The sequence below is a fragment of the Pseudarthrobacter woesei genome (assembly GCF_055412745.1).
On sequence record NZ_JBVAYU010000004.1, the window covers coordinates 98,797 to 120,820 of the forward strand.

The window sequence follows — 22,024 nt, forward strand, 5'->3', positions numbered from 1 at the left end:
TTGACATAAGCGCATGCCGAAAAGCCGACTTTGCCGTCTATGGGGACCAATGTCTGATCAGCTTGTCTTGCCGCGACTTGACGCAGAGGGCGTCTCCGCCGATCAAAAGGGTGCGGCGCGGCGCCGTCAATGGGGGGCTGAGCGGCGTTCCGAGCCGCTGTCGATCGTGCACCCCCGGCCCTCCCGGCGCAAAATCATCCTCGGCCGGCTGGCCATTCTCACCACCGTACTGGCCTGGGTTACCTACGTCATTTCGACAATCCTCAAAGAACTCGCGGATAACCCGAATGCCGGTTTTCGGTTTCAATTCGAGACGGTCTCCTATCTTGTCGTCGTAACATTCCTGACGTTTTCGGCACTCATGTATCTCCTGGCCAGGCAAGGGGCGATGTACCGGTTCCGGGACCACCAGCGCGTTCCGCGCGGGGAACTCGACCGCCACTTTGTCGACTATGCCGACGGCATCACGGTCCTGGTGCCTTCCTATGCCGAGGAGCCGCAGGTTGTGCGTGCCACCCTGTGGTCCGCCGCACTGCAGGAGTTTCCGGATCTCAAGATCGTTCTGCTGCTAGATGATCCGCCGCACCCTTCGGATCCGGCGGACCTCGCACGGCTGGACAAGACCCGGGCACTGACGGCTGAGATCGCCGCCGCCCTGGGCATGCCGGCACAACGCTTCCGAACCGCCCTGGCGGACTTCCGGCGCCGCGCCAAGACTGCCGTCCACGATGAGCCCGCCGAGCTGGCCCTGCTGATCGCCGAATACGAGGCGGCAGCGGACTGGCTGGAGTCGATGGCGGCGGGCGAGCAGGTCGAGGACCATGTGGATGAGTTCTTCGTGGACCTGGTCCTGATGGGGCTGGCCCGCGAACTGCGGCTGGTGCTGGTAGGGCTGACTGCGGCCGCCGTCCAGCAGGCGTCGCCGCCGTGGTCCCGGCTCGAGGAGCTGTACCTGCGGCTGACCTGGATCTTCACCGTGTCCACGGAGACGTTTGAGCGGAAAAAGTACGCGAGCCTCTCGCATGAGGCCAACAAGGCCATGAACCTCAATGCCTACATCTCGCTGATGGGGCATTCCTGGCAGGAAGAGACCACCGCCGACGGCGTGGTCCTGCGCAAGCTGCAGCCCGACGTCGGGCGTGAGGGGCCGGGACGGGTGGCGGACTTCCGGGACACCACCTATCTGTTGACGCTCGACGCCGACTCGCTCCTGCTGCGCGACTACTGCCTCCGTCTGGTCTACTTCCTGGAATCTGCCGGCAACGAGCGGGTCGCCGTGACCCAGACGCCGTACTCCTCCTTCCGCGGCGCGCCGACCCGCATCGAACGGGTCGCCGGAGCCACGACCGACCTTCAGCACATCCTGCACCAGGGCATGACGTACTACGGCGCCACTTTCTGGGTGGGCGCGAACGCGGTCATCCGCAAGCGCGCCCTGGAAGACATTGTTGAGGTGGAGAGCAGCGGCGGATTCGAGATCCGGACCTACATCCAGGACCGAACCGTCATCGAGGACACCGAATCCAGCATCGACCTCGGCCAGCACGGCTGGACCCTGGTCAACTACCCGGAACGGCTGAGCTACAGTGCCACCCCGCCGGACTTCGGTTCCCTCGTGGTCCAGCGCCGGCGCTGGGCCAACGGCGGCCTGCTGATCCTGCCCAAGCTGTGGGTCCAGCTCCGCCAGCACCGTTCCGAGCGCCGGGCGATCCTGTTCCGCGAAGTGCTGCTGCGGGTGAACTATATGGCGTCCATCGCCTGGGCAAGTTTTGGCCTGCTTTTCCTGCTGGCCTACCCCTATGACAGCCGGCTGCTGAGCCCCATCGTGTTCCTTGCCGCCCTGCCGTACTTTTTGGCCATGGGCAGCGACCTGCGCGACTGCGGGCACCGCTTCAGCGACATTCTCCGGATTTATGGCTTCAACCTGGTCCTGCTGCCGGTGAACCTGGCCGGCGTCCTCAAATCGCTGCAGCAGGCTGTCACCGGTGACAAGATCCCGTTCGCCCGCACCCCGAAGGTCAAGGACCGTACTTCCGCACCCGCGATCTATGTGCTGACGCCGTACGCCATCGTGGCGTTCTCGCTGCTGACTGTCTGGCGGGACGCCCAGCTGGGAAACTGGGGCAACGTGGCCTTCGCATCGCTCAACGCCATCCTCGCCGCGGGTGCGATCCGCGCCTACATCGGGGTCTTCAATTCCGCGGTGGACGTGTTCCTAGGAACGGTCAACTGGCTCTATGTGAGCCCGCGGCCCAAGAAAGTGAAGGAGAGCCCCGTGGTTCCCAAGACAGCCGAGGAAATCGACTGGGAGACGATTCTCTACCATGGCGACCGCCGGCTCAACCGGGATCTTCGCGGCTCCGCCGACCGCCGTCGCCGGATTTCAGTCCGTTGACGGTTGAAGCCCTGGCCGGGCCCGATGAGCGAACCCCCGCGGAGCCCGGGGCCGGCCTCCTGGCCGCGGCAGCAGTTGCGGCGGCCGCTGCGGGCGCGGGTGCGGGCGTGGGTGCGGGCGCGGGCGCTGGTGCGGGCGCGGGCCAGCCGATCGGTGTCCGGATGCTGGACCGGGGCATTATCGAGGTGGCACTCCCGGCCAACCAGGAGATCGAGGGGCCCGAGGCGCGGGTGGCCGGTGGCATCGTCCGGGAATTGGCCGGCGGCCGGCGGATGCCGGTGCTGCTCGTGATCACCGGCATTCTTGGCGTGAGCGTCGAGGCACGGCACGTCTATGCCACGTGCATTGCCGCGTCCGCGTTTGCCCTGGTCGGCGAAAGCCCCGTGGACCGGGTCATCGCCCACTACCTGCTGCGGTCGAGAAGCGAGACGATTCCGGCTGAGTTCTTTACATCCGAGGAACAAGCCGTCGAGTGGTTAGGGCAATACGCGAGTGAAGACTGATCCTCCGGACCCCAGGCTGCACGCCCTCGTCGAGGGTATCGTCCGCATCGCCGGCGGAGACCTTTCCACCAGGATCCCGCACTCGGGCGCCCGGGACGACGTCGCGGCCGTCATCGCCGGCATCAACCTGATGGCCGATGATCTGCAGACCATCTACCAGGAGCTCGAGGAACGCGTCGATAGCCGCACGGCCATGCTGCGTGCGGCCCAAGTGGAGCTCGAGCGTATGGCGCTGACCGACCCGCTGACGCAGCTCGCCAACCGGACCGCGCTCAACTCGGTGCTCAGCCACGCCCTTGCGGAGACGGCTCGGGGCGAAATGCCGCCGGCCCTGCTGATCCTCGATCTCGACTCCTTCAAAGGCATCAACGACACGCTGGGCCACAGCGCCGGCGACGACGTCCTCCGGATGATCGCCGGCCGGCTGCAGGAGGCGGTCCGCGAGACGGATACCGTCGCGCGCCTCGGCGGCGACGAATTCGCCATTATGCTGCCCAAATCCAATCTGGTCCGGGCCCGCCGTGTGGCCAACAGGATCCTCAAGGCTCTCAGCGAGAGCCTTGAAATCGGGGATCTGCGGGTCACCTGCGGCACCAGCATCGGCCTGCGCGTCGCGGAAGCGGGCCAGTCCGCCGACCAGCTCGTGATGGAAGCCGACACGGCGATGTATGCGGCCAAGGCGCAGCCGCACAGCAGCGTCAAGGTGTTCGAACCGGCGTTGCTCTACGCTCGCCGGCTCCAGAGCGTCATGATCACCGAAATGCGCGAAGCAATCCGCCAGGACCAGCTCACGCTGCACTACCAGCCGGTGGTGGAGCTTGCGACCGGCCGGATCGAAGGCGTCGAGGCGCTGGTGCGGTGGTGCCACCCCGAGCGTGGACTCCTGATGCCGGACCAGTTCATTCCGCTGGCAGAAGAGACCGGCATGATCGTGGATCTGGGCCACTGGGTCCTGCGCAACGCCGTGCGCCAGCTGCGGGACTGGCAGCAGAAGCTGAACGTGGACAGCAGCTTCAACGTCCGCGTCAACATCTCCACCACCGAGCTGCAGAACCTGGACCTCATTGAACATGTCCGGGACATCCTCCGCGAGACGGGGGTGGACGCCGCAAACCTCATCGTCGAGCTGACGGAGTCCATGGCCGTGAATGGCGGGGACGTGGACAAGTACTCGCTCAGCGGGCTGCGCCGGCTCGGTGTGCAGCTCGAAATCGACGACTTTGGCACCGGTTACTCGTCCATCAGCTACCTGCGGAAACTGCCCGTGAACGTGGTCAAGATCGACAAGAGCCTGATCGACGGCCTGGGCGCCGACGACGGGCAGGGAGACTTCGTCGGGGCCGTGCTGCACCTTATCCATGCCTGCGGACTTAAAGCTGTTGCCGAGGGAATCGAGACGGCGGAGCAGGCCCGGATCCTTACCGAGCTGGGCTGCGCCAGCGGCCAGGGCTACTATTTCAGCAGGCCCGTGGCGGCGGCCGAGATCGAGTCCATGATCAGTCTGGGGGAGTAGGGGCGGCCCTGCTTGTCCGCCCCGTCTTAAAGCACGAGCGGTGGGTATCGGAGTCAATATCCGAATACCCACCGCCCGGTGGTGCCCATGACTAGACGCGCGGCTTGGCGTCCGGCCACCAGCCGACCGTCGGCTTGGTGGTGTCGGGCCACCAGCCCACGGCCGAGAGTGACCCCTGCGTGGTGGAGTCCGGCCACCAGCCGACCAGCGGGTTCGTGTCGGGCCACCAGCCCACCGCGACGACGGAGTCCTGGCCTGAGTTGCTGCCGGCTGCCGAGACTGCTGCACCAGCGGAGAGGCCCGCGGCAGCCAGCGCACCGGCGACGAGGAGTGTTGCAAGGGTTTTCTTCATGGAGACTCCTGATACGAAAGGGGCTGAAGTGACTCATGTGGTACGAGGTAAGTATAGGGGTACGCGACACGCCCAAGCATGACGATTCAACTGCGATCAAATAATCTTGTGCTATTCGCGCGCACCTGTGAGAATCCTGCGCCAATCCTTGCTTGCTCTTGCTTGCGCGTTTTGGCCGTTTCCATGTCCCCGGCGACGGATAATTGACTCATGCACCAAAACACCGTTTCCGCAGCATACGTCGCCGCTGAGTTAGAGGCGCGCGGACACCGGGACAGCCATGACTTCGACGAGGCCGCGACGAGCGCCCAGGCTGCCGCGAGAATTGCCCGCGGTGACGGGGACGCCGAATCATGGTGGAACATGACCTTCTTCCAGGCGGAAAACCTGCTTGCTGCCGGGAAATTTGAGGACTGCGCAGACGTTACGCAAACACTGATCGACGAGCCGGGGGACAGCACGCCCCGGCTGCGGGCCCAGACGCACATTCTGATGGCGAAGGCGCGCCAGGGCTCTGGGCTGCTGGAGAACGCCGCGGCGGAGGCCAGGGCCGCCTCGGATCTGATGAAGGACGAAGCCGACGTCGAGATAGACGTCATGGCCCTTCAAGCCCTGATAGCCGCTCTCGCCGACAGCGGGAAGCTCGAGGAAGCCTGGGCGGAATGCCTCACCATGGCAGAGGTGATTTCCGCAGAAGTGGATGATCACCTTCTCGGCAAGGCGTACTGGGTTATCGGGAACGTCGCATTTCTCTGCAACAGGGTGCAGGACGGACTCACGTACCACGAGCGGGCGGCTGCAACGTTCTCGCCGGCCAGGAACCTCGATGTCTGGGCGAAATTCAACAAGGCCTCGGCAGCGATGCGGCTTGCAGCCGACGTCGCGGACGCGGACACCCTGCGCTGCATCGAGCGGGCAGAGCTGGCCACGGACGTCATCGGCGGTTCCGCGGAAGACTACATCCTGCTTAGGCTGAACCGCGGCCACTGGAGCTACCTGGCGGGGGATCCGAAGACGGCCACCGAGCTGCTCGAAGGGGTCTGCGCCGACGCGGACACTACGGTGCCACAAATCCTCGGCGAGGCCAGGCTCCTCCTGGGCCGGGCTTACGCGGCCCTCGGAAATCCGGACAAGGCCAAGGAGAACCTCCTTACCGCGGCCGATCACTTCGAAACGGCCGGCGCCGCCCAGCGGGCAGAACTGGCCCGGGAGTACCTCGCAGCCGAGGCCTGAGCCCGCACACAGCCTGACGCTGCGCAAACGCCGATCCGGCACCATCCCCACGTGGACATGCCCTCCGGATCGCCCCGCGGATGGACATAGTGGCATTATGTCCAGTGGCCGCGGCCAGGGCGGGGCATGTCCCGCGGTGTGAGCGGGCTAGGGCTGGGCATGTCCCTTGCTGGGCGCCGCTGCGGTGGCAGACTTGCGGCCCAGGAACACCGCGGCTCCGCCAACCACGAGGCTCAGCACCAGAAGCACCCAACCGGCAACGGTGAGGGCCGACGCCAGCGCAACCTGGCCGGCGTCGACGGCGTCGGCTGACAGCATCGTGTCAACGGCCGCGTTGGCCCACAGCCGCACAACGACAAAGAGTATGGGAACAGCCCAGAGAGTCCAGCGCAGGGCTTTTCGCGCGACGTTCGTGCCGATCAGCAGCAGCCAGGTGAAGCCGAAGATGAGCGGGAAAAGCATGCCCGCCGTCTTGTGGATGTAGTTGAGCTGCCCGCGGGCGTTCTCGTCCATGACCGAGCGGAGCTGTTCCACGAAGCCCTGGTCGAAGCCCCCGAACAGGGAGTCAGGCATGGCCACGCCACCGGTCAACTGGGTGAGCTGGTTCAGGGTGAGCAGATGGACGTACCAGAACAGGAAAAGGCTCGCGACCACACCGGCGATCAGGATCAGATTGCTGTTGTTTTGAGCCTTCTGCGGGGACCGGCTGGTGCTCGGATTGATCACCGACGGCAGTTGGTGCTGGGGGACGGCCGCGTTGGCGCCGTGCTTCTTGATCCGCTGTGCGGGAGTCTTGGCCATGGCTCCATTATCGCCCCGCGCCGTCGCCCGGCCGGCACTGATCTTCATGGCGTAGGAGCAACCGTTCACCGTCGTCTGTTCGTTGCCCACAGCCGCCGATAGGCTGGGGCGCGTGACCGAACTAGGAAAACACCGGCTTGGCCGGCACAGCACCGCCGAACTCAACCCTGCCCTGGATGACTACCAGCTCGCCGAGGCCCTCGTGCGCGAGGCCGGCACGCTGGCGCTCCTCATGCGTCAGGCCGGACTGGAGGGACGGCAGAAGACGTCCGTCTCCGATGTGGTCACGGCCGCCGACCATGCCGCCGAGGCCTATGTACTGGAACAGCTAAGGCGCTGCCGGCCCGACGACGGCATCCTTGGGGAGGAGGGTTCCTCGGTGGCGGGAAGCAGCGGCAGGACCTGGGTCATCGACCCGGTCGACGGTACCTACAACTTCCTGCACGGCTCCACATACTGGTGCTCGGCCATCGCCCTTAAAGACTCCTCCGGTGTGGTGCTCGGCTCGGTTTTCCAGCCGGAGGAGGACAAGCTGTGGCTCGGCGGGACCTCGCAGTCGTCATCTTTGAACGGCGAACCACTGACCACCTTCCGGCCGGATGCGGCGGGTGCCGGCCGTTCGGACGCTCCGTTGTCCGAACTTGCTGCCGCGACATACATCCACCCCACCTGGCTCACCGATCCGATGTGCGCCATGCCCTGGCACGCCGCCGCGACCTCCGCCGCTGCGCTTCGGATGTTCGGCTCGGGCTCGTGCGATCTCAGCCGGGTGGCCGACGGCGAATTGGGCTGCTGGTTCCAGCACAGCTGCCCGGAATGGGACTGGCTCCCCGGCCAGGCGATCGTTCTCGCGGCCGGCGGCGCGGCCGACGTCGTGCGGGTCAACGGGCTGGACTGGTTCCTCGCAGGAGGAACGACGGCGGTGCGGCAACTCCGCGCCGCGCTCGAGTCCGGCTCCGTCGGCTAGGTTCAGGCACTACACCCCGCTCCCGCAGGACATGCCCATTCTTTGGACTCCGGAGCGGACATGCTCAGTTCACGGCTCAGTCCTCCGTGGGACATGCTCATTCTTGGTTGCGAGGGGTGGGCATAGTGGGCATATGTCCGGTGGCCGCGGGCAGGGGAGGGCATGTCCCGAGGGGGCGGACGCCGGTGTCGGTGGCACCGCCTAGACTTGTTAACACCATGGATATGTTGTTTGACCCTTATACCGACGGACCCTTCCGAGCTGCCTCCACGACGGCGGCGGCCACCAAATCGCCCGCCGGAACGGGGATGGCGGCCCGCGATTCCGCGCTAAGCATCGGGCCCGGCGCCGGAAACGCTGCCAACCGGGCGGAGGACCATGACGGCCCCGGGCTACCGGGCGCGGAAGAGCTGCTGCAGGGCCTGAACCCGGAGCAGGAAGAAGCTGTCAAGCACGCCGGCAGCGCCCTGCTGATTGTTGCCGGCGCCGGCTCGGGCAAGACCCGGGTGCTCAGCAACCGCATCGCCTACCTCATCGCCACCCACCGCGCACACCACGGCGAGATCCTGGCCATCACCTTCACCAACAAAGCCGCCGCCGAAATGCGCGAACGGGTTGAAGCCCTCGTCGGCGGCCGGGCCAAGACCATGTGGGTTTCCACCTTCCACTCCTCCTGCGTCCGGATCCTGCGCCGCGAGGCCAAGAACGTCGGCCTGAACTCCAACTTCTCCATCTACGATTCCGCGGACTCGCTGCGTCTGATCACGCTCGTGGCCAAGAACCTGGACCTCGATCCCAAGCGGTTCGCGCCCAAGGCCATCCAGCACAAGATCTCCGCGCTCAAGAACGAGCTGATCGACGCCGACAGCTACTTCTCTACTGCCAACCACAACGACCCCTTCGAACAGGCCGTCGCCGAGGTCTTTAAGGGTTACTCGCAGCGGCTGCGCCAGGCCAACGCCATGGACTTCGATGACCTGATCGCCGAAACCGTCTACATGTTCCGGGCCTTCCCGGCGCTCGCAGACTCCTACCGGCGCCGCTTCCGGCACGTCCTTGTGGACGAATACCAGGACACCAACCACGCCCAGTACGCCCTCGTGCGCGAGATTGTCGGCGAGGGTCCCGGCGCGGCGGAACTGACCGTCGTCGGCGATTCGGACCAGTCCATCTACGCGTTTCGCGGCGCCGATATCCGCAACATCGTGGAGTTCGAAAAGGACTACCCGGACGCCCGGACCATCAAACTTGAGCAGAACTACCGCTCCACCCAGACGATCCTTAGCGCCGCCAACTCGGTCATCTCCCGCAACCCCAACCGGCCCGAGAAGCGGCTCTGGACCGCCGAAGGCGACGGCGAGAAGATCGTCGGCTACGTCGGCGAGAACGAACACGACGAGGCCCAGTTCATCGCCAAGGAGATCGACCGGCTGCAGGACGAGGGCGATCTGCGGCCCGGCGACGTCGCCATCTTCTACCGCACCAACGCCCAGTCCCGCTCCATCGAGGACGTCCTGGTGCGCGTCGGCCTGCCGTATAAGGTGGTCGGCGGAACACGCTTCTACGAACGCAAGGAAATCAAGGACGCGCTCGCCTACCTCCGTGTGCTGGTCAACCCGGACGATGACGTGAACCTGCGCCGGATCCTCAACGAGCCCCGGCGCGGCATCGGCGACCGTGCAGAAGGCGCCGTGGCCTCCCTCGCCCAGCGGGACCGGATCTCGTTCATGGCCGCGGCCCGCCGCGCCGACGAGGCGCCGGGCATGGCCACCCGCTCCGTCAACGCTGTGCAGGGCTTCGTTAAGCTGCTGGACGATCTCGCGGAGGTGGCCTCCGGCTCCGGTGCGGCCGCGGCAATCGAGGCCGTGCTGGAACAGACCGGCTACCTTGCCGGGCTGCGCTCCAGCACCGACCCGCAGGACGAGTCCCGGGTGGAAAACCTCGCCGAACTCGTCGCCGTCGTGCGTGAATACGAACGCGACAACCCGGAAGGCTCCCTTGGGGCGTTCCTTGAGCAGGTCTCCCTCGTGGCCGACGCCGACCAGATCCCGGACGCCCCGGGAGCCGATATCGACGCCGCCGTCGCCGAAGCCAAGCGGCTCGGCGTCGTCACCCTGATGACCCTGCACACCGCCAAGGGCCTGGAATTCCCCGTGGTGTTCCTCACCGGCATGGAGCACGGGCTGTTCCCGCACCAGCGCTCCGCCACGGATCCGAAGGAACTGGCCGAGGAACGCCGGCTGGCTTACGTGGGGCTGACCCGTGCCCGGAAGCGGCTCTACCTGACCCGCTCCGAGGTCCGCAGCATGTGGGGCCAGAGCCAGTACAACCCCGCGAGCCAGTTCATCGAGGAAATCCCGGCCGAGCTGGTGGAATGGCGGCGCGAAGGCTCCAACCGCCAGACCGGCAGCTGGGGGAGCGGGTCCGCTATCGGCTCCAGCCGCTACGGCGGATCCTCCTGGGGAGCCGGAGCCTCCCGCGGCGCCGAGGCCGGCCCGTCCGCCGGCTTCAACGCCGACGTCCCCGCGGCGATCGCCAAAAACCGTGTGCAGCCGCAAAAGGAAATCGTCGCCGTCAGCGTGGGGGACAAGGTCAACCACACGAGTTTCGGCAACGGCACCGTCCTGGCCCTTGAGGGCGCGGGCGACAAAACGGTGGCCAAGGTGAAGTTCGGTGTCGGTGACAAGCGGCTCCTGCTCCGCTACGCGCCGCTGACGAAGCTCGATGCCTGAGCGCCGTCGGCCCCTGCGCCCGCCTGGCCAAACGGTCGCGGCAGGCATAGTGGAGCCCGCGCGACGGACATTCCTGGGGATCATGGCCGCCCTCATCCTGCTGGTGGCCACGGCGTGCAGCATCACACAGAAGGACCCGGACTACGTTCCGCCGCCGCCCTTGCCGGCGCTGGAGCAGCTCAAACAGGCGCCCCTCGCGGACGCGGCGAACTTCGCCGCCGGTCAGGAGATCCTCGCCTTTACCACCGCGGACCGGAACGTGGTCTGTTCCCTGACCTCGGCAAGGGGCGGGCACGTGAATCTGCCGTATGAGCAGAACGGCTTCGCGGACACCGCCAACAACAAGCTGGCGACCGTCCCGGTGGCGCACTGCGAGCTGGCGCTCTACCCGAAACCGGAGGCTAGGGACGCCACCGACAGTTGTGGCGGAACGGGCCTGGGCTACCTGGGTGGCGCCGCGCTGCTCACCCCGGCGAAGGCCAGCTACGGCGAATGCCGTTCCGGCGTCACACAGCAGGAAGCGGCCTTCGGGCCCCGGGGCAGCCGCAACGGCCCGATTTCCCAGCTTCCGGTCCTCGGCGAGGGCCAGAACCTGGAGCGGAACGGGCTGCGCTGCTCGGCGTATAACGGCGGGGTCGCCTGCGGAAACGTCTCCGCCGGGGTGGCCTTCTTCGTGTCGCGGGACCGTTACGAACTGATCTCCGATGCCGGCGGACAGGCCTCCCGTACCCCGGCGGAACCCCCAAAAACCCCGTAATCTAGAGGTTTTTCTACGCTCAATAGAATAGTGTCCTTCCTCACATAACGGCTACTCTGGGACGGGCCGCTCCCAAGGAAGGACTAGAGTTCCGAAAGGAGCATTGCGCCGTGTGGCTCGTTTCCAAGCTAGTCGCAGGGTGCGTTTATTCCGCAGCCCGGTAACCGCGAGAACGTGGGGTCCGGCTGTACAGAAACTACTTCGACGTAGAAGGACACTAAACCGTGGACCTGTTTGAATACCAGGCGCGCGATATGTTCGAGGCGCACGGTGTACCCGTGCTTGCTGGCATCGTGGCGCATACCCCTGAAGAAGCAAAGGCAGCTGCCGAGAAAATCGGCGGCGTAACGGTCGTAAAGGCCCAGGTCAAGGCCGGAGGCCGCGGCAAGGCCGGCGGCGTCAAGGTCGCCAAGACCGCCGACGAAGCATTTGAACACTCCACCAACATCCTCGGCATGGACATCAAGGGCCACACTGTCCACCGGGTGATGATCGCCCAGGGTGCGGACATCGCCGAGGAATACTACTTCTCCGTCCTCCTGGACCGGGCCAACCGCAACTACCTGGCCATGTGCTCGGTTGAAGGCGGCATGGAAATCGAGCAGCTCGCCGTTGAGCGCCCCGACGCCCTGGCCAAAATCGCGATCGACCCGGCCGTCGGCATCGACCAGGCCAAGGCCGACGAAATCGTCGCCGCTGCAGGCTTCTCCGAGGAGCTGCGCGGCAAGGTCGCCGCCGTCATCCTGAAGCTCTGGGACGTTTTCAAGAAGGAAGACGCCACCCTCGTGGAGGTCAACCCGCTGGTCCTGACCGGCGCCGGTGACATCGTTGCCCTGGACGGCAAGGTCTCCCTCGACGAGAACGCCGACTTCCGCCACCCCAAGCACGCCCACCTTGAAGACAAGGACTCCGCCGACCCGCTCGAGGCCAAGGCCAAGGCGCAGGACCTCAACTACGTCAAGCTGGACGGCGAAGTAGGCATCATCGGTAACGGTGCCGGCCTGGTCATGTCCACCCTCGACGTCGTTGCTTACGCCGGCGAGAACCACGGCAACGTCAAGCCCGCCAACTTCCTGGACATCGGCGGTGGAGCTTCCGCCGAAGTCATGGCAGCAGGGCTCGACGTCATCCTGGGCGACCCGCAGGTCAAGTCCGTCTTCGTCAACGTCTTCGGCGGCATCACCGCCTGTGACGCCGTCGCCAAGGGCATCGTCGGTGCACTGGCCGAGCTGGGCCACTCCGCGAACAAGCCGCTGGTAGTCCGCCTCGACGGCAACAATGTTGAGGAAGGCCGCCGCATCCTGGCCGAGGCCAACCACCCGCTGGTTACCCTGGCCGCCACCATGGACGAGGGCGCCGACAAGGCTGCCGAGCTCGCCAACGCAGCGAAGTAAAGGGACTCGACTATGTCTATTTATCTGAACAAGGACTCCAAGGTCATCGTCCAGGGCATCACCGGCGGCGAAGGCACCAAGCACACCGCGCTGATGCTGAAGGCCGGCACCAACGTTGTTGGCGGCGTCAACGCCCGCAAGGCCGGCACCACGGTCCTGCATGGCGACACCGAGATCACCGTTTTCGGCACCGTCAAGGAAGCCATTGCCGAGACCGGCGCCGACGTTTCCATCGTCTTCGTCCCGCCGGCATTCACCAAGAACGCCGTCGTCGAAGCTATCGAGGCCGGCATCGGCCTGGTCGTCGTTATCACCGAGGGCGTGCCGGTCCAGGACTCCGCCGAGTTCTGGGCACTGGCCCAGTCCAAGGTGGACGCCAACGGCAAGCAGGTCACGCGCATCATCGGACCGAACTGCCCCGGCATCATCACCCCGGGTGAGGCCCTCGTCGGCATCACCCCGGCCAACATCACGGGCAAGGGTCCCATCGGCCTTGTCTCCAAGTCGGGCACCCTGACCTACCAGATGATGTACGAACTGCGCGACCTCGGCTTCTCCACCGCCATCGGCATCGGCGGCGACCCGGTCATCGGCACCACCCACATCGATGCGCTCGAAGCCTTTGAAGCCGACCCGGAGACCAAGGCGATCGTTATGATCGGCGAAATCGGCGGCGACGCCGAGGAGCGTGCCGCCGACTACATCAAGGCACACGTCACCAAGCCGGTTGTCGGCTACGTGGCAGGCTTCACCGCTCCGGAAGGCAAGACCATGGGCCACGCAGGCGCCATCGTCTCGGGTTCCGCGGGCACCGCCCAGGCCAAGCAGGAGGCCCTCGAGGCTGCCGGTGTAAAGGTCGGCAAGACGCCGTCCGAGACCGCCAAGCTCCTGCGCGAAGTCCTCGCAACCCTCTAGGGTCGACGCACCACAGGACTAACTACAACGCGGGGTCACTTACGGCCCATTCCAGTCGGTGGGATGGGCCGTAAGTGACCCCGCGTTGCTGTTTAAGGACGTCGCTTAGACCTTGGCGCCGGCGAGGAGTTCGTCGAGCCGCTCGTAGCCCTCGGACAGGCCGTCTTCCATGCCGGACTGTGCCATGCCGTCGCGGGCCTCCATGCTGGGGTAGACCGCGTGGGCGGTCAGCCGGGTGCGGCCGCCGCCGAGGTCCGCCAGGGTGAGGAACTCGATGCTGACGACGTCCGGGTAACCACCGAACTCGAAGGTCTGGATGGCGAACTGGTTCTCGCGGACCGTGTGGAAGACCCCGCTGAACTTGTAGGGCACGCCGTCCGGCCCCGTGTGCGTATAGCTGTAGCTGCCGCCGGTGCGGAAATCGTAGTGGTCGACGTCGATGGTGAGACCGCGGGGGCCGAGCCACTGGGCGATCAGCTCGGCTTCCTTGTGGGCCCGGAAGACATCGGCGACGGGGAAGTCGAACTCCCGCTCGAAATCGATGAAGGGCAGGCCCTCCGGGACAGTGACTTTCAGGGCGTTGGTCATGATGAGTCCTTTGCCTGGGTGCCGCGTGCCGCGGCGTTGGATTGGAGCACGGCGTCAAGGCTGCGGAACTGCCCCTCGCGGACCAGCCGGTACCGGTCGATCCATGCGGTGAGCGCCTCCAGCCGTGCGGGGTTCAGGTGGACGGGCCGGCGCTGGGCGTCACGCGTGCGTGTGACCAGCTGCGCCTGCTCGAGGACCTGGATGTGTTTCGAGACCGCCTGCTTGGTGATCGCGAATGGTTCCGCCAGTTCATTTACGGTGGCCGGGCCCCGGCTGAGCCGGGCGATGATGCGCCGGCGGACGGGGTCGGCCAGGGCGAGGAACGCCGAGTCGAGCAGTTCGTCGTCGCGTGCGTCCACCAGGTGTCCCCACCTCCTCGCCAGTCTTTTGTAATCAATCTATTCGTTGATCAACCCTTTGGTTGTTTAAGAATATGACGAGGCCCACACCATGACAAGGGGTGTATCCATCCGTCGGCGAGAATGGGCACTGCGCCACGGAAAACACTTGGCGAATGTCCGGTTAACTGCGCGAAAAACCGCCGGTCGGCGGCGGAATCATCCGGATACTGGAAGGCATGACTACCTTTACTCGTCGTCAAGTACTGCGTTCAGCAGGGGTCGCCGCCGTGGCCGGAACCATGGCCGCCGGCACCCCCGCGGGCGCATTTTCCGCCTCCGAAACCGGCCTCTTTGGCCACGGGATCGCCTCAGGAGATCCCATGCCGGGCAGTGTGCTGCTGTGGACCCGCGTCACGCCCACCCCGGAATCACTACCCGGCAGCGGTGCCGGCCCCGACGTCTCCGTCGGATGGGAAATTTCCGCTGATGCCGCGTTCAAGAAAGTGGTGGCCCGCGGTACCGCGGCCACCGGCCCGGCCCGGGACCACACCGTGAAAGTCGTGGCAGCCGGGTTGGCTCCCGCCACGAGCCACTGGTACCGGTTCAATCTCGGGCAGGAGATCTCCCCCGTGGGCCGGACCCGGACCGCGCCCGCCGCCGGCGCCGCGGTGGCCCGGCTGAAGTTCGGCGTGGTCTCCTGCGCAAACTGGCAGGCGGGCTACTTCTCCTCATACCGCCACCTGGCAGCACGCGGCGATCTCGACGCCGTCCTTCACCTGGGGGACTACCTCTACGAATACGGGCCGGGCGATTACCAGGCACGGGACGTGGTGGTCCGCCCCCATGACCCCGCGCACGAGATGACCCAGTTGGCGCACTACCGCCGCCGCCATGCCCAGTACAAAACCGACCCGGACCTCCAGACGCTGCACGCTGCGGCCCCGTTCATCGTGACCTGGGATGACCACGAATCGGCCAACGATGCCTGGAAGGGCGGCGCCGAAAACCACACCGAGGGCGCCGAGGGCGCCTGGAGCGAGCGGTCCACTGCCGCGCACCGGGCCTATGCCGAGTGGATGCCCGTCCGCTACGAGCCGGGCGGCCAGCTCTACCGCAGGCTGGACTTCGGCTCCCTGGCCAGCCTGTCCATGCTGGACCTGCGCTCCTACCGGGACCAGCAGGCCGCCAACGGCGCGGATTCCTCGATCAGCAGCCCCGCACGGACCATCACGGGCGCGGCGCAGATGGATTGGCTGCTGGGCAACCTCAAGTCCGCCGGCCCGCAGTGGAAGCTCGTGGGCAACCCGGTCATGATCGCGCCCGTGCGTTTCCCGTCCACCCTGAGCACCGCGGAAGTCGCCGGCGTCCAGAAGCTGACGGGCGGCACGAGCATCGACGGTGTGCCCTACAACGTGGACCAGTGGGACGGCTATGAGGCGGACCGCAACCGCGTGATCCGCCACCTGCGGGACACCGCCGTCAAGGACACCGTCTTCCTCACCGGCGACATCCACTCCGGCTGGGCCTGCGACATCCCCGCGGATCCGGCCACGTACCCGGCCACCGGCGACTCGGTTGCCGCGGAGCTCGTCTGCACCTCCGTTACGAGCGACAACCTCGACGACATCCTCAACGTTCCGCCGCGCACCGGATCCGTCGGCGTCGAGAACGCCTTCAAGGCAGCCAACCCGCACGTGAAGTACCTCGATTTCGATTCGCACGGCTACTCGGTCCTGGAAGTGACCGCCGCCGGTGTCCGGATGGATTGGTACGTCCTCGCCGAACGGACCTCGGCCAGCTCCGCATCGGCGCTGTCCACATCGTTCAAGGTGCAAGCCGGCACCGGCAAGGTCACGCCGACGCAAGGAGGACTCCAGTGAGCCGTATATCCCAGCAGGGCACACCTGCCAGCAGCAAACTCACGACGCCGGGACGCCGGCAGTTCCTGCAAATCGCCGCTGCCGGCGGCGCCGCCGTCGTCCTTTCCTCGGTGCAGGGCACGGCCTGGGCCGCCCCCGCCGCGGGACGGACCCGTTGCTACGTGCTGGTGGTGGACGGCTGCCGGCCGGATGAGATCACACCTGCCCTGACACCGAGGCTGGCCGCCCTGCGCGACTCCGGCACCAACTTCCCCGCGGCACGCTCCCTGCCGGTGATGGAGACCATTCCCAACCACGTCATGATGATGACGGGGGTGCGCCCGGACCGCTCGGGCGTACCGGCCAACTCCATCTTTGACCGTACCGAAGGCGCGGTCCGCGACCTGGACCGGTCCACGGACCTGCACTTCCCCACCCTCCTGGAGCGGCTGCAGGAGCGCGGGCTCACCACCGGATCGGTGCTCAGCAAGAAGTACCTGTTCGGCATCTTCGGCGCCCGGGCCAGCTACCGGTGGGAACCCCGGCCGGTGCTTCCGGTGACCGGCCACGCGCCCGACGCCGCCACGATGGACGCGCTGCTGGCGATGGTCAGCGGGCCGGACCCGGACTTTGTGTTCACCAACCTGGGCGACATCGACCGCGTGGGCCACTCGGACCTGTCCGGCACCACGCTGCGGGCGGCGCGTGAGGCTGCCCTGGCGGCGACGGACATGCAGGTGGGCCGTTTCACCGACCACCTCAAGAACGCCGGCAAATGGGACTCCAGCGTGGTGATGGTGCTTGCTGACCATTCCATGGACTGGTCCATCCCCAGCAATGTCATCTCGATCAACCTCATCCTCCAGTCCCGTCCGGAGCTGCAGTCCAAGATCACGATTGCCCAGAACGGGGGCGCGGACCTGCTCTACTGGACCGGTCCCGACGCGGACCGCGTGGCCGGCCTGGCCGCCGTCGAACAGTTGGTCAGCGCCCACGAGGGCGTGCTGTCGGTTAACAGGCCGGCGGACCTCCGGCTGGGCGGCGAGGCCGGAGACCTGGTGGCCTTCTGCCGCGCGGGCTGGCGCTTCGCCGACCCCTATGTGGCGTCTAACCCGATCCCGGGCAACCATGGGCACCCGGCCACGGAGCCGGTTCCGTTCTTCGTCTCCGGCGGCAGCCCGCTGGTAGTGAAAGGATCGGTGTCTTCCGAGGCTGCCCGGACCGTCGACGTCGCGCCGACCGTCGGCGGTATCTACGGGCTGAAGCCCCCAGCCGGCGGTTACGACGGCACGGCCCGGAGTTCCGCCTTCACCCGGTAGTTCGTTCGGCCTGGCCGGCTTCCGATAAGACAACGCGGGGTCACTTCGCGCCCATCCCACACCCCGGGACGGGCGCGAAGTGACCCCGCGTTGCTTTTTTGGCCGCGGGTATTGTGGGCCTCAAGTATTCTTTGTTAGTATGTCAGGACAAAGTTGCAACGGGACATCGGAGACTCCCGGCCGCCGTCACTGCGGCCGCACCGCGGGGCATTTCCATACACCGTGTCATGTTGTAAATATGTCAGTACAAACCTTTGACAGTACATGGATTCTAGGGCAAGGTAGTGGATGTGGTCCGGCTCACACAATCCCGCCACGAACCGGAGTTTCGGCTGCGCAAAGGTACCGAGTTCACACCAGGAAGGCCCACGATCACCGTGACCCACGAACTGCTCACGATCGGGCGCATCAGCGTTGATATCTACCCGAACGACATCGGTGTTGATCTGGAGGATGTCGCGTCCTTCGGAAAGTACCTTGGCGGCTCCCCGTCCAACGTCGCCGTGGCCGCGGCCCGCCATGGCCGCCGCACCGCCGTTATCACCCGCACCGGCGACGACGCCTTCGGCAAATATTTGCACCGCGAACTGCGCAAGTTCAACGTGGACGATTCCTTCGTCACCGCAGTCAAGGAATGGCCCACCGCGGTCACGTTCTGCGCGATCAAGCCGCCGGAGGACTTCCCGCTCTACTTCTACGGACGATTCCCCACGGCGCCCGACCTGCAGATCAAAGCCGAAGAGTTGGACCTCGACGCTATCCGGGACGCCCGCATCTTCTGGTCCACCGTCACCGGGCTCTGCCAGGAGCCCAGCCGATCGGCACACCTCAAGGCCCACGAAGCCCGGCCCCGCACCGGGCTGAAGCCCGGCCAGTTCACCGTCCTGGACCTCGACTACCGGCCGATGTTCTGGGCCTCCGAAGCCGAAACCCGCGCCGAGGTCGCCAAGATCCTCCCGCACGTCACAGTGGCCATCGGCAATGACAAGGAATGCGCCGTCGCCGTCGGTGCGGGTACCCCGGATGAGCAGGCCGACCGGCTGCTCGCGGCCGGCGTCGAAATCGCCGTCGTGAAGCTTGGCCCCGAAGGGGTCATGGCGAAGACCCGCACCGAACGCATCGTCTCCGCTCCCGTGCCGGTGGAAACCGTCAACGGCCTCGGCGCCGGCGACTCCTTCGGCGGGGCCTTCTGCCACGGGCTCCTCTCCGGCTGGCCGCTCGCCCAGGTCCTCGACTTCGCCAACGCCGCCGGCGCCCTCGTCGCCTCCCGGCTGTCCTGCGCCGATGCGATGCCGACGCCGGAGGAAGTCACCGCGCTGCTGGCCGAACGCGGCCGCCTTGTGCCGGGCACCTACGCCACCGAAGGAGCAACCCTGTGAGTGTCAACCACGCCGCCGCCACGGCTTCCGTTACCGCTTCCGTCACCGCTTCCGTGGACGATGATCCCCGCCGCTACGAGCACCTGAGCATCATCCGGCTCGAGGATCCGGCTGCGATAGCCCGCGCCGCGAAAACCCGCCGCCGCCACCCCGGCGTCAAAGCCGGCAGGCAAAACTTCATCGTCGCGGCCGACCACCCGGCCCGCGGCGCCCTCGCGGTCGGCAGTGATCCCGTGGCCATGGCCGACCGCCGCCAGTTGCTGGACCGGCTCCAGATCGCCCTGGCCAACCCCGATGTGGACGGCGTACTGGCCTCCCCGGACATCATGGACGACCTGCTCCTGCTGGGCGCGCTCCACGGCAAGCTGCTCTTCGGCTCGATGAACCGCGGCGGACTCTCCGGCCTGGTCAACGAGTTTGACGACCGCTTCACCGGCCACACGGCCGCAGCCCTCGAAGCCCTCGGCGCCGACGGAGGTAAGATGCTCACCCGCATCTGCCTCGGCGACCCGGACACCGTGGCCACCCTGGAAGCCACCGCGAGAGCGGTCGACTCCCTCGCAGAGCGCAAGCTCATCGCAATGGTGGAGCCGTTCCTCTCCGTCCGCGAGAACGGCAAGGTCCGCAACGACCTGTCCACCAACGCCGTGATAAAGTCCGTCGCCATCGCCGAAGGCCTTGGCTCCACCAGCGCCTACACCTGGATGAAACTGCCCGTCGTGGCCGGGATGGAACGCGTCATGGCGGCCACCACCATGCCCACAGTGCTCCTCGGCGGGGACCCGGACAGCAGCCAGGACGACGTTTTCGCCAGCTGGCAGGACGCCCTCGCGCTGCCCGGCGTCCAGGGCCTCACCGTCGGCCGGACCCTGCTCTACCCACACGACGGCGACGTCGCCGGGGCCGTGGCAACCGCCGCCTCGCTGCTGCACCACACCGAATCCGCCCGCACCGCAGAAGTATCGGAGTAACGTCCCATGGGAATTGGATCTGCATCAGGAACCCGAAGAATGACGGTCGCCCAGGCCGTCGTCGAATACCTGTCCCAGCAGTACACCGTCGACTCGATCGGCGGCCAGGACTACCGCGAGCGGCTCATCCCGGGCACCTTCGGGATCTTCGGCCACGGCAACGTCGCCGGCGTCGGCCAGGCCCTGAAGCAGTACCAGCACCTCGATCCGACGATCATGCCGTACTACCAGGGACGCAACGAACAGGCCCAGGCCCACCAGGCCGTCGGCTACGCCCGCCACACCCGCCGCCGGCAGACCTTCGCCATCAGCACTTCGATCGGGCCCGGTTCCTCCAACCTCCTCACCGGTGCCGCTCTCGCCACCACCAACCGGCTGCCCGTCCTGCTGCTGCCGAGCGACACGTTCGCGACGCGGGCCGCTGACCCGGTGCTGCAGCAGCTCGAGCAGCCCCACGGCTACGACATCACGGTCAACGACGCCTTCCGGCCCCTCTCGAAGTTCTTTGACCGCGTCTCCCGGCCCGAGCAGCTGTTCTCGGCGTTCCACCACGGCCTCCGTGTCCTCACGGATCCGGCCGAGACCGGTGCCGTGACCATCTCGCTGCCCCAGGACGTCCAGGCGGAGGCCTTCGACGTGCCGGAGGAATTCCTCGCCGAACGCGAATGGCGGATCCGCCGCCCGGACGCTGACGACGAGGACATCCGCCGCGCCGCCGAGGCCATCCGCGCCGCCAAGCGCCCGCTCATCATCGCCGGCGGTGGCGTCCTCTACGCCTACGCCAACGATGAACTCGCGAAGTTCGTCGAGCTGACCGGCATCCCGGTGGGCAACACCCAGGCCGGCGTCGGCGTCCTGCCCTGGGACCACCAGTTCTCCCTCGGCGCGATCGGCTCCACCGGCACGACGGCGGCCAACGCCATCGCCGCCGACGCGGACCTGATCATCGGCATCGGCACCCGCTACGAGGACTTCACCACCGCCTCCCGCACCGCGTTCCAGAACCCGGGCGTGTTGTTCATCAACATCAACGTCGCCGCCATCGACGCCTACAAACACGGCACGTCCCTGCCGATCGTCGCCGACGCCCGCAAGGCCCTCGTCAAGCTGAACCAGGCCCTCGGCGGCTACCGGGTCGGCGCCGACCTGGAACAGCGGATCGCGAACGAGAAGTCCCGCTGGAACGCCACCGTGGACGAAGCCTTCGACACCCGCTTCACCCCGCTGCCGGCCCAGAACGAGATCATCGGCGCCACAAGCCGGGCCATGGACGCGCAGGACGTTGTCATCTGCGCCGCTGGTTCCCTCCCGGGTGACCTGCACAAGATGTGGCGCGTCCGGGATCCGTTCGGGTACCACGTCGAATATGCCTACTCCTGCATGGGCTACGAAATCCCGGGCGGTCTCGGCGTCAAGCGGGCGGCGCTGGCCGAAGCCGCGAAGGGCGGGGCGCAGCGCGACGTCGTCGTGATGGTGGGGGACGGTTCCTACCTGATGATGCACACCGAACTGGTCACCGCCGTTGCCGAGCGGATCAAGCTGATCGTGGTCCTGATCCAGAACCACGGCTACGCCTCGATCGGCTCGCTCTCCGAATCCCTCGGCTCACAGCGCTTCGGCACGCAGTACCGGGCCCTGGATGAGGAGCACCACAGCTTCGACGACGGCGACCGGCTCCCCGTGGACCTGGCCCTGAACGCCGAAAGCCTCGGCGTGAAGGTGATCCGGATCGAACCGGGGGAGAAGGTCATCGCCGAGCTCGAACAGGCCGTCCGTGACGCCAAGGCGGCCCCCGAACGCGGCGGCCCGATCGTCATCCACGTTGAATCCGACCCGCTGCTGGATGCGCCAAGCTCCGAGTCCTGGTGGGACGTCCCGGTCTCCCAGGTCTCCGAACTGGACTCCACGAAGCAGGCCTTCCAGACCTACACCGACCACAAGGGCCGCCAGCGCAAACTTCTGGGCTGACCCCGGCCCCCTGAACGACAACAGACTCCAACCCCCA

The 22,024-nt window shown here is 66.5% G+C and carries 18 protein-coding genes; 14 read left to right on the top strand and 4 right to left on the bottom strand.

Going from position 1 to position 22,024, the window contains the following annotated elements; genetic code table 11:
- Positions 1 to 49: 49 nt before the first annotated feature.
- Genes ACZYZE_RS07905 through ACZYZE_RS07915 form a run of 3 tightly spaced genes read left to right on the top strand, consistent with a single transcriptional unit; the run spans position 50 to position 4,411 of the window.
- Positions 50 to 2,395 carry a glycosyltransferase family 2 protein gene (locus ACZYZE_RS07905; RefSeq protein WP_459318538.1) on the top strand — a complete coding sequence of 782 codons (2,346 nt, stop codon included), beginning with the start codon at positions 50 to 52 and terminating at the stop codon, positions 2,393 to 2,395.
- The gene (locus ACZYZE_RS07910) at positions 2,392 to 2,898 is read left to right on the top strand and encodes a DUF7793 family protein (RefSeq protein ID WP_463907236.1); all 507 of its coding nucleotides are present in this window, start codon (positions 2,392 to 2,394) and stop codon (positions 2,896 to 2,898) included. Before ACZYZE_RS07905 ends, ACZYZE_RS07910 begins: the two co-directional genes overlap by 4 nt.
- Positions 2,888 to 4,411, top strand: coding sequence for a putative bifunctional diguanylate cyclase/phosphodiesterase (locus ACZYZE_RS07915; protein ID WP_459318536.1), 1,524 nt, complete (start codon positions 2,888 to 2,890; stop codon positions 4,409 to 4,411). The genes ACZYZE_RS07910 and ACZYZE_RS07915 overlap by 11 nt, the downstream gene beginning before the upstream one ends.
- Positions 4,412 to 4,502: 91 nt before the next feature.
- On the opposite strand, the gene ACZYZE_RS07920 is transcribed toward ACZYZE_RS07915, so the two are convergent.
- Complete coding sequence (locus ACZYZE_RS07920) at positions 4,503 to 4,763, bottom strand: hypothetical protein (RefSeq protein WP_459318535.1); 261 nt, start codon at positions 4,761 to 4,763, stop codon at positions 4,503 to 4,505.
- Positions 4,764 to 4,973: 210 nt separating this feature from the next.
- Between ACZYZE_RS07920 and ACZYZE_RS07925 the strand changes: the two genes are divergently transcribed.
- Positions 4,974 to 5,996 carry a hypothetical protein gene (locus ACZYZE_RS07925; RefSeq protein WP_463907237.1) on the top strand — a complete coding sequence of 341 codons (1,023 nt, stop codon included), beginning with the start codon at positions 4,974 to 4,976 and terminating at the stop codon, positions 5,994 to 5,996.
- A 147-nt stretch (positions 5,997 to 6,143) separates the two neighbouring features.
- Here ACZYZE_RS07925 and ACZYZE_RS07930 read toward each other — a convergent pair whose 3' ends face one another.
- Positions 6,144 to 6,797: a hypothetical protein gene (locus ACZYZE_RS07930; RefSeq protein WP_459318533.1), complete on the bottom strand. Its 654-nt coding sequence runs from the start codon at positions 6,795 to 6,797 to the stop codon at positions 6,144 to 6,146.
- A 112-nt stretch (positions 6,798 to 6,909) separates the two neighbouring features.
- On the opposite strand from ACZYZE_RS07930, the gene ACZYZE_RS07935 reads away from it, so the two are divergent.
- From ACZYZE_RS07935 to sucD, 5 genes are all read left to right on the top strand, one after another.
- Positions 6,910 to 7,764: an inositol monophosphatase family protein gene (locus tag ACZYZE_RS07935; protein ID WP_463907238.1), complete on the top strand. Its 855-nt coding sequence runs from the start codon at positions 6,910 to 6,912 to the stop codon at positions 7,762 to 7,764.
- A 218-nt stretch (positions 7,765 to 7,982) separates the two neighbouring features.
- Positions 7,983 to 10,496: a DNA helicase PcrA gene (gene pcrA, locus ACZYZE_RS07940; protein ID WP_463907239.1), complete on the top strand. Its 2,514-nt coding sequence runs from the start codon at positions 7,983 to 7,985 to the stop codon at positions 10,494 to 10,496.
- An 82-nt stretch (positions 10,497 to 10,578) separates the two neighbouring features.
- Entirely contained in the window at positions 10,579 to 11,253 is a 675-nt protein-coding gene (locus ACZYZE_RS07945; RefSeq protein WP_463907240.1) for a hypothetical protein, read from the top strand.
- 224 nt (positions 11,254 to 11,477) lie between these two features.
- Positions 11,478 to 12,647, top strand: coding sequence for an ADP-forming succinate--CoA ligase subunit beta (gene sucC, locus ACZYZE_RS07950; protein WP_459318529.1), 1,170 nt, complete (start codon positions 11,478 to 11,480; stop codon positions 12,645 to 12,647).
- A 12-nt stretch (positions 12,648 to 12,659) separates the two neighbouring features.
- Entirely contained in the window at positions 12,660 to 13,562 is a 903-nt protein-coding gene (gene sucD / locus ACZYZE_RS07955) for a succinate--CoA ligase subunit alpha (RefSeq protein WP_463907241.1), read from the top strand.
- A gap of 105 nt (positions 13,563 to 13,667) precedes the next feature.
- Here sucD and ACZYZE_RS07960 read toward each other — a convergent pair whose 3' ends face one another.
- Both ACZYZE_RS07960 and ACZYZE_RS07965 read right to left on the bottom strand, forming a co-directional pair.
- The gene (locus ACZYZE_RS07960; protein WP_459318527.1) at positions 13,668 to 14,150 is read right to left on the bottom strand and encodes an SRPBCC family protein; all 483 of its coding nucleotides are present in this window, start codon (positions 14,148 to 14,150) and stop codon (positions 13,668 to 13,670) included.
- Entirely contained in the window at positions 14,147 to 14,509 is a 363-nt protein-coding gene (locus ACZYZE_RS07965; protein ID WP_463907242.1) for an ArsR/SmtB family transcription factor, read from the bottom strand. Before ACZYZE_RS07965 ends, ACZYZE_RS07960 begins: the two co-directional genes overlap by 4 nt.
- A 218-nt stretch (positions 14,510 to 14,727) precedes the next feature.
- Here ACZYZE_RS07965 and ACZYZE_RS07970 point away from each other — a divergent pair, with 218 nt between their 5' ends.
- From ACZYZE_RS07970 to iolD, 5 genes are all read left to right on the top strand, one after another.
- Positions 14,728 to 16,371 carry an alkaline phosphatase D family protein gene (locus ACZYZE_RS07970; protein ID WP_463907243.1) on the top strand — a complete coding sequence of 548 codons (1,644 nt, stop codon included), beginning with the start codon at positions 14,728 to 14,730 and terminating at the stop codon, positions 16,369 to 16,371.
- Complete coding sequence (locus ACZYZE_RS07975; RefSeq protein WP_463907244.1) at positions 16,368 to 17,669, top strand: alkaline phosphatase family protein; 1,302 nt, start codon at positions 16,368 to 16,370, stop codon at positions 17,667 to 17,669. Before ACZYZE_RS07970 ends, ACZYZE_RS07975 begins: the two co-directional genes overlap by 4 nt.
- A gap of 377 nt (positions 17,670 to 18,046) precedes the next feature.
- Positions 18,047 to 19,048, top strand: coding sequence for a 5-dehydro-2-deoxygluconokinase (gene iolC / locus ACZYZE_RS07980; RefSeq protein ID WP_459318523.1), 1,002 nt, complete (start codon positions 18,047 to 18,049; stop codon positions 19,046 to 19,048).
- A 53-nt stretch (positions 19,049 to 19,101) separates the two neighbouring features.
- A complete protein-coding gene (locus ACZYZE_RS07985) occupies positions 19,102 to 20,019 on the top strand; it encodes a Cgl0159 family (beta/alpha)8-fold protein (RefSeq protein ID WP_459318629.1) in 918 nt (305 codons plus the stop codon).
- 39 nt (positions 20,020 to 20,058) lie between these two features.
- Entirely contained in the window at positions 20,059 to 21,987 is a 1,929-nt protein-coding gene (iolD, locus tag ACZYZE_RS07990) for a 3D-(3,5/4)-trihydroxycyclohexane-1,2-dione acylhydrolase (decyclizing) (protein WP_463907245.1), read from the top strand.
- Positions 21,988 to 22,024: the final 37 nt, after the last annotated feature.

Bases quoted from the DNA above. Each gene is read 5' to 3' on its own strand.
- ACZYZE_RS07930 (WP_459318533.1), bottom strand. From the start codon at position 6,797: ATGGCCAAGACTCCCGCACAGCGGATCAAGAAGCACGGCGCCAACGCG.
- ACZYZE_RS07925 (WP_463907237.1), top strand. From the start codon at position 4,974: ATGCACCAAAACACCGTTTCCGCAGCATACGTCGCCGCTGAGTTAGAG.
- ACZYZE_RS07960 (WP_459318527.1), bottom strand. From the start codon at position 14,150: ATGACCAACGCCCTGAAAGTCACTGTCCCGGAGGGCCTGCCCTTCATC.
- ACZYZE_RS07905 (WP_459318538.1), top strand. From the start codon at position 50: ATGTCTGATCAGCTTGTCTTGCCGCGACTTGACGCAGAGGGCGTCTCC.
- ACZYZE_RS07945 (WP_463907240.1), top strand. From the start codon at position 10,579: ATGGCCGCCCTCATCCTGCTGGTGGCCACGGCGTGCAGCATCACACAG.
- sucD (WP_463907241.1), top strand. From the start codon at position 12,660: ATGTCTATTTATCTGAACAAGGACTCCAAGGTCATCGTCCAGGGCATC.
- ACZYZE_RS07920 (WP_459318535.1), bottom strand. From the start codon at position 4,763: ATGAAGAAAACCCTTGCAACACTCCTCGTCGCCGGTGCGCTGGCTGCC.
- ACZYZE_RS07970 (WP_463907243.1), top strand. From the start codon at position 14,728: ATGACTACCTTTACTCGTCGTCAAGTACTGCGTTCAGCAGGGGTCGCC.
- iolD (WP_463907245.1), top strand. From the start codon at position 20,059: ATGACGGTCGCCCAGGCCGTCGTCGAATACCTGTCCCAGCAGTACACC.
- pcrA (WP_463907239.1), top strand. From the start codon at position 7,983: ATGGATATGTTGTTTGACCCTTATACCGACGGACCCTTCCGAGCTGCC.